The sequence below is a fragment of the Methylotenera sp. genome (assembly GCF_030684185.1).
In the GTDB taxonomy this organism is placed as follows: domain Bacteria; phylum Pseudomonadota; class Gammaproteobacteria; order Burkholderiales; family Methylophilaceae; genus Methylotenera.
This window is the reverse complement of record NZ_JAUXOY010000002.1, coordinates 1-8887: the sequence shown is the minus strand read 5'-3', so window position 1 is coordinate 8887 and position 8887 is coordinate 1. Positions and strand designations below refer to the sequence as shown.

Annotated in this window: 10 protein-coding genes; 7 read left to right on the top strand and 3 right to left on the bottom strand. The window is 40.6% G+C overall.

All coding sequences use genetic code 11. From position 1 onward, the window contains the following. The 5 genes from Q8J82_RS00055 to Q8J82_RS00035 all read left to right on the top strand — a co-directional run. Nucleotides 1-251: hypothetical protein (locus tag Q8J82_RS00055; protein WP_305327536.1), on the top strand; the 251-nt coding region annotated here is incomplete at its 5' end. 39 nt (nt 252-290) lie between these two features. Next, a complete protein-coding gene (locus Q8J82_RS00050) occupies nt 291-1205 on the top strand; it encodes a Wzz/FepE/Etk N-terminal domain-containing protein (RefSeq protein ID WP_305327535.1) in 915 nt (304 codons plus the stop codon). A 233-nt stretch (nt 1206-1438) separates the two neighbouring features. Next, nucleotides 1439-3376, top strand: coding sequence for a nucleoside-diphosphate sugar epimerase/dehydratase (locus Q8J82_RS00045; protein ID WP_305326936.1), 1938 nt, complete (start codon nt 1439-1441; stop codon nt 3374-3376). 85 nt (nt 3377-3461) lie between these two features. Continuing rightward, complete coding sequence (locus Q8J82_RS00040) at nt 3462-4001, top strand: hypoxanthine-guanine phosphoribosyltransferase (protein WP_304908711.1); 540 nt, start codon at nt 3462-3464, stop codon at nt 3999-4001. Between the two features lie 167 nt (nt 4002-4168). Continuing rightward, nucleotides 4169-6001 carry a PQQ-binding-like beta-propeller repeat protein gene (locus Q8J82_RS00035; protein WP_305327534.1) on the top strand — a complete coding sequence of 611 codons (1833 nt, stop codon included), beginning with the start codon at nt 4169-4171 and terminating at the stop codon, nt 5999-6001. Nucleotides 6002-6025: 24 nt separating this feature from the next. Here the strand turns inward: Q8J82_RS00035 and Q8J82_RS00030 are convergent, their stop codons facing one another. Both Q8J82_RS00030 and Q8J82_RS00025 read right to left on the bottom strand, forming a co-directional pair. After that, nucleotides 6026-6280, bottom strand: coding sequence for a SemiSWEET transporter (locus Q8J82_RS00030; RefSeq protein WP_305252415.1), 255 nt, complete (start codon nt 6278-6280; stop codon nt 6026-6028). Between the two features lie 129 nt (nt 6281-6409). Then, a complete protein-coding gene (locus Q8J82_RS00025) occupies nt 6410-6613 on the bottom strand; it encodes a cold-shock protein (RefSeq protein ID WP_013147957.1) in 204 nt (67 codons plus the stop codon). A 367-nt stretch (nt 6614-6980) separates the two neighbouring features. Here Q8J82_RS00025 and infA point away from each other — a divergent pair, with 367 nt between their 5' ends. Together infA and epsA are read left to right on the top strand one after the other, a co-directional pair. Beyond that, nucleotides 6981-7241 carry a translation initiation factor IF-1 gene (infA, locus tag Q8J82_RS00020; protein ID WP_304890944.1) on the top strand — a complete coding sequence of 87 codons (261 nt, stop codon included), beginning with the start codon at nt 6981-6983 and terminating at the stop codon, nt 7239-7241. 323 nt (nt 7242-7564) lie between these two features. Next, nucleotides 7565-8356: an XrtB/PEP-CTERM-associated transcriptional regulator EpsA gene (gene epsA, locus Q8J82_RS00015; protein WP_305326884.1), complete on the top strand. Its 792-nt coding sequence runs from the start codon at nt 7565-7567 to the stop codon at nt 8354-8356. A gap of 38 nt (nt 8357-8394) precedes the next feature. Here epsA and Q8J82_RS00010 read toward each other — a convergent pair. Continuing rightward, on the bottom strand, nt 8395-8887 hold a 493-nt coding region (locus Q8J82_RS00010), incomplete at its 5' end, for a CHAD domain-containing protein (RefSeq protein ID WP_305327533.1).

The window sequence follows — 8887 nt, the reverse complement described above, 5'->3', positions numbered from 1 at the left end:
GGTTATGGTTCGACAAGCTCAGGGAACGGTTATGGTTCGACAAGCTCAGGGAACGGTTATGGTTCGACAAGCTCAGGGAACGGTTATGGTTCGACAAGCTCAGGGAACGGTTATGGTTCGACAAGCTCAGGGAACGATTATGGTTCGGCAGGCTCAGGGAACGATTATGGTTCGGCAGGCTCAGGGAACGATTATGGTTCGGCAGGCTCAGGGAACGGCTAGGCAAGTTTAGAAATTTTATGCCCAAGTAATCCACGTTTTAGTAATTTAATAGAAGGTAACAAAATAATATGAATAAATCTAAAAGTGCACTCTCTGTAACGTCTGAAAATCAATTTGATGATGAGTTGAGCTTGCTCGATTTAGTGGCATTTATGCAACGTAATTTTTACGCTTTGCTCGGTGGGGCATTGTTGGGTGCAGTTTTGGGTGTTGTTATTGCATTTGTTTTGCCTGCACAATGGCAGGCAAGTGCTTTGGTTAGGGTTGGGCAGTTGGGGAATGTGGGGAATGTGGGGAATGTGGGGAATGTGGGGAATGTGGGGAATGTGGGCAGCCCGATAGAGCCGCCTTTGCAGTTGGTAGATCGCATTAAAAACAAGTCTTTTCAAAATGATGTTTTGACAAGACTGGGGCTAAAAAATGGTGATTATGATGTTAAAGCCAAGCTGTTTAGAGACACCCTTAAAGTCAAATTAGAAAAATCTGAACTCATTAGTTTAACCTTAAAAGGCACATCTTCTAACGAAGTTAAACAGCAAATGAACGCTGTCATTATTGAATTGAAAAGTATTCATGCCAAAATGTCAGCGCCCAGCATCAGCCGCTGGCAACAAGAGTTAGCATCAACTGAGCTGGAGTTGAAACGTGCCAGCGAAGAAACAGAGAGGTTAGCAAAATCTTTAAATGAGTCAAATTCATTGAATGAGCGTGTGTTTTCTCAGGCTGCTCTAGTGAGCAATCTTTTAATTGCACGTGAAAGTGAGTTGAGAAGTTTGCGCGAGCGTAAGCGTATGCTTGAAGAACAACTTAGCCCAGAGCGAACTTTTGCCACAAGTGAGTTAGGTAGGGTAGAGGTTTCAGAAAAACCTGTTTTTCCTAAAAAACCACTTTTTGGCTTGGCAGGCTTGTTTTTAGGGCTATTATCAGCGCTGTTATGGTGTGCCCTGAAATCAATGTTTGTACGTAAAAGTGTGTCTGAATAGTGTAGGAGCGCAATTCATTGCGCGAATTTATGTAAATAACCTTTATTCGCGCAATGAATTGCGCTCCTACCAAGTCATGACGTTATTGACGAGATTTGCTATCAATATTACAAAAAATCTAGAAAACCCGCATTAATGTTACGGTTTTAGGTAAAATAGGTTTAATTAATTTGAATATAATCAAACGCATGCTTACCGAAAATCCGAAAAAACAATCTGTTCCTTTTAAGCACATGCAATCACCCAGTTGGCGTAGATCTGCTGCGTTTTTTCATGATGTTCTTGTTGCGGTGCTGGCTTGGTTTGTTGCCTATCTGTTGCGCTTTAACTTCAAAATTCCTGTAGAGTTTACCGTCAGCATCTGGCAGGTGGCTCTATTTGTTATTCCACTTCAAGTATTGTTTTTCATTCAATTCGGGCTTTATAAAGGTGTATGGCGCTTTGCTAGCCTTCCGGATTTAAAACGAATTTTGATGGCTATTTCTACCGCTGCTATTACAGTAGTCGCTCTACTCTTCATGTTTAAACCTGTGGGTATTGTGGTGCCAAGGGCGGTTTTAGTATTGAACCCAATATTGTTGATGCTTATGATGGGTGGCAGCCGATTTGTCTATCGTTCGTGGAAAGAGCATAAACTTTATGGATTCAACCAAATGCGCGGTGAGCCAGTACTTGTACTGGGTGCTGGTGAGGCTGCCATAGCCTTATTGAAAGACTTGGAGCGCAGTCAGGAGTGGCGTGTTATTGGCCTGCTTGATGACGATGCGGCAATTCATGGACGCGAGATAATGGGTATCAAAGTGCTCGGCGAAGTCGCGCAATTGCCAGAAATTGCAAAATCGTTAGATATTAGTAATGTCATTATTGCAAAACCAGCAGACGCTCATCAGGCGCGTCGCCGAGCCATAGAAATAGCTAGTGGAGCGGGTTTGCAAGTTTTCACTATTCCATCTGTTGAAGATTTAATGAGTGGAAATATAAAGATTTCTAAAATCAGGCACGTCGAGATTGAAGATTTGCTGGGACGTGATGCGGTTCAACTCGATAACTCAGGATTACAACACTTGATTGAGGGCAACGCTGTGTTGGTCAGTGGCGCTGGCGGTTCTATAGGATCTGAGCTTTGTCGGCAAATAGTAAAATACAAGCCTGATACTTTGGTTTGTTTAGATATTTCTGAATTAGCACTTTATAATCTTGAGCAAGAGTTCAGCCGTGAAAAAACTTCAACCAAACTGTTCTATATGACGGGTGACGTTAAAAATAGCCAGCGTGTTAAAAGTTTACTTGAGCAGTTTCAGCCTGAGGTGGTTTTTCATGCAGCTGCCTATAAACATGTGCCATTGATGGAAAATGGTAATGTGTGGGAAGCGCTATCAAATAACGTGATTGGTACATATACATTAGCTAAAGCCTGTAAAGAGGCTGCGGTAGGGAAGTTCGTTTTGATTTCTACTGACAAGGCAGTAAATCCGACCAATGTGATGGGCGCGAGTAAGCGCCTGGCGGAGATGGTGTGTCAGGGCTTGCAAGAAGACTTTTCCGAAGATATTTCTAAAGATATTTCTAATAAATCGCAACTTGGTAATGATGAGGTGACGCGTTTCGTTATTGTGCGTTTTGGTAATGTCTTAGGCAGCAGCGGAAGTGTGATTCCTAAATTCCGCGAACAAATCGCTAAAGGTGGCCCAGTGACTATTACCCATCCTGACATTACACGTTATTTCATGTCGATTCCGGAAGCTGCTCAGCTTGTAATGCAAGCTGGCTTGATGGGTAATGGCGGAGAGATATTTGTGCTGGATATGGGCGAGCCAGTTAAAATTGCGGCATTGGCGGCAGATATGATCAGGCTTTCTGGGTTGCAAGCGGATGAAATTAAAATTGAATATGTGGGTTTGCGCCCGGGAGAGAAGCTTTATGAAGAGCTGCTGGCAGATGATGAACATACGATGCTGACCCCACATGAAAAGTTGCGTATAGCCCAGGCGCGGCAAGTAGATAATGTTTGGGTAAAAAAACTCTTGAAGTGGATTGAAAGCACTCAAAATGCTAATGAAGCGCATATAAAAAATGAATTGAAATTTTGGGTTGAGGAATATACTCCTCAACATCAAGTAAGTTCAGAAGTACTTTTTATATTAGATGCTGAGCAAGTTACCTTACATTAGTATAATCAAGACATTGGTTTAATTAAGAGTGAATTTAAAATAGTTTTTTTTAAACAGTTTTTCATCACATCGAAAATGAGTTGAATTGAACACACAAAATCCACAACAGCTACTAGAACAGGCGCAACTCATTCATTCCACTGATGCGGTTCAGGCGGCGATTACTAAAATCAGCAAAGAAATTACTGCTGAGCTGCAAAATGCATGCCCGGTAGTCATATGTGTGATGGGTGGCGGTGTTGTTTTCGCCGGACAATTGCTAACGCAGTTAAAGTTTTCGCTAGAGCTGGATTATGTGCATGCTAGCCGTTACCAAAATCAGACGGTTGGCAAAACACTGGTGTGGCAATCGCTACCAAAACTAAATCTTACGAATCGCACAGTGTTGCTGGTGGACGATATTTTAGATGAAGGGATAACCTTACTAGCCATTAAAGAAAAATGCTTAGGCTTAGGTGCTAAAAATGTATTGTCTGCAGTATTGGTTGAAAAAAAACTAGATCATGCTAAGCCTATTTCTGCTGATTTCGTTGGTCTAGAAGTGCCTAACCGTTATGTGTTTGGTTATGGCATGGATGCTTACGGATGGTGGCGTAACCTATCTGCAATCTACTCTTTGCCCTAATCTGGGTTACATTTAATCTATTGGCGCTAGCTGACATAGTTTTTAATATATATCTTGTTATAGCAAATTATTAAGACTTAGCATTCAACATTAAATTGGCAAAGAGTATACACATCTGTATACTTTGTTAATCAATTATTTTATTGTTAGTCAGAAGGTAACCCGCCATGAATAGCCAATCAAATTTTCTACAGTTAAAACGTTTAGGTTTTACTAGTCTATTATTGCTTGGTTGCTTTTCCATACCTGCTTGCTCGAACTTGGTGAACAAACAGACTGATAATCTCTCTAGTAATGAATTAAGCTCATCAGGTAAAGATTGGCCTAGTTTTGGTCGTGATTACACTAATCAACGCTTATCGCCTCTCACACAGATCAATCAGCAGAACGTAAAAAATTTGAAACTTGCTTGGCAGTTTAAAAGTGGTGTAGTAGCAAGTTTTCAAGCTACACCAATAGTTACTAATGGAGTGATGTATGTAGCTTTGCCTTTTAATCATGTGGCTGCTTTAGATGCAAAAACGGGTAAAGAGCTGTGGCGGTATAAGCATGAACGCAGAGTAAGCTGGAAAATGTGCTGTGGCCCTGCTAGCAGAGGTGTGGCAGTAAGTGATGGTAAGGTGTTTATTGGTACAGTTGATGCACGATTGGTTGCACTTGATGCAAAAGACGGAAGCAAACTTTGGGATATTGATGTTGCGGATGATACAGCGCTAACAGAAAATAAAAGCTCGTTAAGCAAACTTGATGCAAAAAGTAAAACAGAATCTTATGGTGGTACTGGGGTAGGAGTTTCCATGGCACCAGTAGTTTATCGTGGTAAGGTAATTGTCGGGATTACTGGCGTTGGTTATGGTTTACATATGGATGTGCCGACAAAAGATGCGCCATTAGGCGCGGTAGTGGGTGTGGATGGACGTTATGGTCGACCTGGCTTTCTAGCCGCTTACGACGTAAAGAGTGGGAATCGTGTTTGGCAGTTTGATACGATTCCGTCGCAAGGTTGGGAGGGCGCATTTACGGAAACCACCTCAGATGGTATTTCGTTGAATCGTGATGTGGCCGCTGAAAAAGCCAATATGATTAACAATAAAGACGCATGGCGTTATGGTGGTGGCTCTGCTTGGAGCACTCCCGCGATTGATACAAAGACGAATACATTGTTTTTTGGTACGGGTAATCCATCGCCGCAGATGAATGATATTTCTCGCCCTGGTGATAATTTATATACCGTTTCATTAGTGGCATTAGATACTGAAACAGGCAAAGTCAAATGGCACTATCAACAAGTTCCACATGATGTCTGGGGGTATGATGTAGCAAGCCCGCCAGTTTTATTTGACTATAAAAAAGGCGGTAAAACGATTGCCGCTGTTGGTCAGGCTGGCAAAACTGGCTGGTACTATGTCAATGACAGGGCTACCGGTAAATTATTGATGAAATCTGATGCTTTTGTACCTCAGAAAAATTTATTTGCTAAGGCGACCAAAGAAGGTACCGTACTATATCCCGGTATTTTAGGTGGCTCAAATTGGGGACCAAGTGCGTTGGACGAGGTTCATCAAACAAGTTATGTGGCAGCAATACATGCGCCAATCAAATATACTTTAGTTGAAGAGCCTGCCAAGGATGGTGTGCCAGCAATACGCTATGCTTCTTCTGAGCCAACAAAAGACCCGCGATGGGGGGTGTTGTCAGCGATTGATTTAGTCACGGGTAAGCTGAAGTGGCAGACTAAAACTGAGCAGCCGCTAACAGGCGGGCTACTTGCCACAAATACAGGCTTGTTGTTTATGGGTGAGGGTAGTGGCAATTTCAATGCCTATAACAGCAATACGGGTGATTTGTTATGGCAAACAAAAGTTGATGCAGGTGTGAACGCACCGCCAATTAGTTACGAAATTGATGGCATTCAGTATGTTGCTGTTGCTGCGGGTGGGAATGCTATTTTTGGTTATACTGCGGGCGATAATGTTATGGTGTATACGCTTGGTAAATAGCTTGCTAGCATGAGTAAGGTGACTTTAACGGTGCTTGATTTTAAGGAGAAGTACCGCGCACGCTAACACTAAAGTTATGCTGTTTGCTACTATGATGGGCCAGCTGTTAATCATAATGCCGTAACTTAGCCAGCCAAGTACACCTATGCTAAATAGGCTGTACATTGGTAAGGAAACGCCTGATAAATCCCGAGTTTTCCAAGAGTGAAGTGTCTGAGGCACAAAAGCTATGGTGGTTAAGAACGCGGAAAAGTAGCCTATTAGATCTGAAGTATTCATGTTTGGATTAAGAATTTAGTAGGAAAATGATTGTTATCAATAGTTAGAGAGATTCTGAAAATTAGAATAAAAAAAAGGCCCAATTAAGGGCCATTTTTTTTGAAATCCAATGAATTGGATTCTAGTTAACTAAGCTTTTTGGATGTTTGAAGCTTGTTTACCTTTTGGACCATCTGTAACATCAAAACTTACGCGATCATTTTCTTTTAAGCTTTTGTAGCCGCTATCAACGATAGCTGAAAAATGAGCGAATAAATCATCGCCGCCTGCATCAGGAGTAATGAAACCAAAACCTTTTGAATCATTAAACCATTTAACTAAACCTGTAGCCATATCTTATTCCATACTTTTAAAAAAGGGAGGCACCCTAAATGATTGGGTTTTTAACAAATAATCAGTCTTTAGAACTTAACCACTTTAAACATCCAAACGCCTAAATTACTTTTTACTTGTAAACATTCCGCATGTCAAGCAATATTTTGATTTAATCATCTAAAGTGCATTAATTTGTAAGTTTTCGGATGGCTATTGATGAATTGGGTGGGCTTAAATTAGATTAATAACTAATTGATTAATCACAGCTTCAGCGCTATAATGCGCGCGAGAGTTATATGGTGTATGTTTTTCGTTGGGGTTTTGGTTTGGAACCTATCGATTGAAGTTTACACATTACCCTCAAAATATTATTGGAGAAAAATACTTGGCTAAAGAAGAACTGATTGAAATGAATGGCGTGGTGATGGAAATATTGCCAGATTCACGTTATCGCGTGACGCTGGATAATGGGCACAAATTAATCGCTTACACTGGCGGGAAAATGAAAAAAAATCATATCCGTATTTTAGCTGGCGACAAGGTAACGCTTGAGTTGTCACCGTATGACATTAATAACGGACGCATCACATTTAGACATATCGAATCAAACAGCGCCACATACACCCCCAGAAAACGTACATATTAATTTGATGCTTTATAGAGTTTCACTTACTTTAAGCTCAGCTAAATTTAAATTTACTTGATTAAGGTATAGCTAAATTTCCCTTCTTTAGTTTCCTTCACCATTACTTAAAATCAGTGCTATATTAATCAAACACTCACTCATGACTTAATCCTTAAGTGTCAATCATGATTGTTTTGCTGCGGTGCTATTGATTGTTTCAATTTTTCAAATAATTTAACTTTGAATGACAACACAATTTCTGATGTAAGGGATTGTTAATATTCAAGTATAGTTATTGAATATTTTATACATTAATACTAAATTCCAATGTAATCTGCTTAAGAATGATGAATAGCCCAATTAAAACGCACAAAGCGCTATCAAGAACTCACTGGGAGCAGATTTTTTCTGTCATTCAGCGTTCCTATTCGATTGATAATCATCTTGATTTTTTTAATTGGCTGCAAAGTGACGTTAATGAGATTTTGCCGCACGATGTGGTGTTGGCATGTTGGGGTGATTTTGAAGATAAGCCAGAAAATGGTAAATTGAATTATGATGTTGCCTCTACTGTTAGTGGCATTAATACTCAAACCATATTTGGTGAGCATCAAGAGTTTGATAGCTGCATGCATTATTTACATCAGCTTTGGTTAAATAATAATCGTTGCTGGCTTGTCATCAATCACCTGAATGACACGAAAAATGAAGTTGCTTTAAAAGCATGCTTACCAACCAAGCTTAAGCAGTTAAAGTCTTTAATGGTTTATGGTGTGAGTGATTTGCGGGGTGGTAATGAGTGTCTTTATGTGTTTTTTAGTAAAGAAAACACTTTTGATGTACCAGATTCTGTGATGGGTCTGATTATGCCGCATATTGATACCGTATTAAGAAAAATCCAACACTTAGAGCCGGCCGATATTGCAGGTGAATCTAAATTTGTTGTAAGTGAGGCTGGATTGAGCGCCAGAGAAGTGGAAATTATTCACTGGATAAAGTCTGGCAAAACAAATCAGGAAATTGGTGCAATTTTAGACATTAGCCAAAATACTGTGAAAAGTCATTTAAAGCGTGTGTTTCAAAAAATGAATGTTACTAGAAGAGCGCAGGCTGTCGCTATCCTACTCAATAAGTAAATCTGAATTGAATTGCCCCGTCTTTACTGGACACTTTCTTACCTGCTACACCAGAATGGTTTTTGAGAGGCAAATGCCTGCCAGTTTTCGTTTAAATTTTCTTCAAAGTGAATCCTATTGCTAGCGTTCCAGTGAGCGAACAAATGTTGCACTTCATCTAGTTTGATGTTTGGACTTGTTTCTATAAGTTGTTGCAGTAATTTTTCTGTGGTGGTGATGTCATTTAGCACCCCTAAGCAATCTTGCAGTTGAGACAATTTTCTGATGAATGAGCGTGATTTTGCCGATGGGTATAGACTTGCAAAAAATTCAGACGCATAACGCAGTTTTTTGGCGGCAATGCGCGCGGCGTGGCGGGCTTCTGGATGCATATGTTCAAGGTGCTTACCACGCTGCCGCAGTTGCTTATGGCGTTTAGTTAAGGTTGCTGTTGCAATGTCGAGTACTCGATGAGTTTTCTTATCCTTGGCGCCATCACGCCAGCGCTCGTTTTCCAGCCAAGCTGCCAGTGATAATAGTAGATAATTGTAA

Excerpts from the sequence above, each read along its gene's own strand:
- epsA (WP_305326884.1), top strand. The coding sequence starts at position 7,565 with ATGATGAATAGCCCAATTAAAACGCACAAAGCGCTATCAAGAACTCAC.
- Q8J82_RS00045 (WP_305326936.1), top strand. The coding sequence starts at position 1,439 with ATGCAATCACCCAGTTGGCGTAGATCTGCTGCGTTTTTTCATGATGTT.
- Q8J82_RS00035 (WP_305327534.1), top strand. The coding sequence starts at position 4,169 with ATGAATAGCCAATCAAATTTTCTACAGTTAAAACGTTTAGGTTTTACT.
- Q8J82_RS00050 (WP_305327535.1), top strand. The coding sequence starts at position 291 with ATGAATAAATCTAAAAGTGCACTCTCTGTAACGTCTGAAAATCAATTT.
- Q8J82_RS00025 (WP_013147957.1), bottom strand. The coding sequence starts at position 6,613 with ATGGCTACAGGTTTAGTTAAATGGTTTAATGATTCAAAAGGTTTTGGT.
- Q8J82_RS00030 (WP_305252415.1), bottom strand. The coding sequence starts at position 6,280 with ATGAATACTTCAGATCTAATAGGCTACTTTTCCGCGTTCTTAACCACC.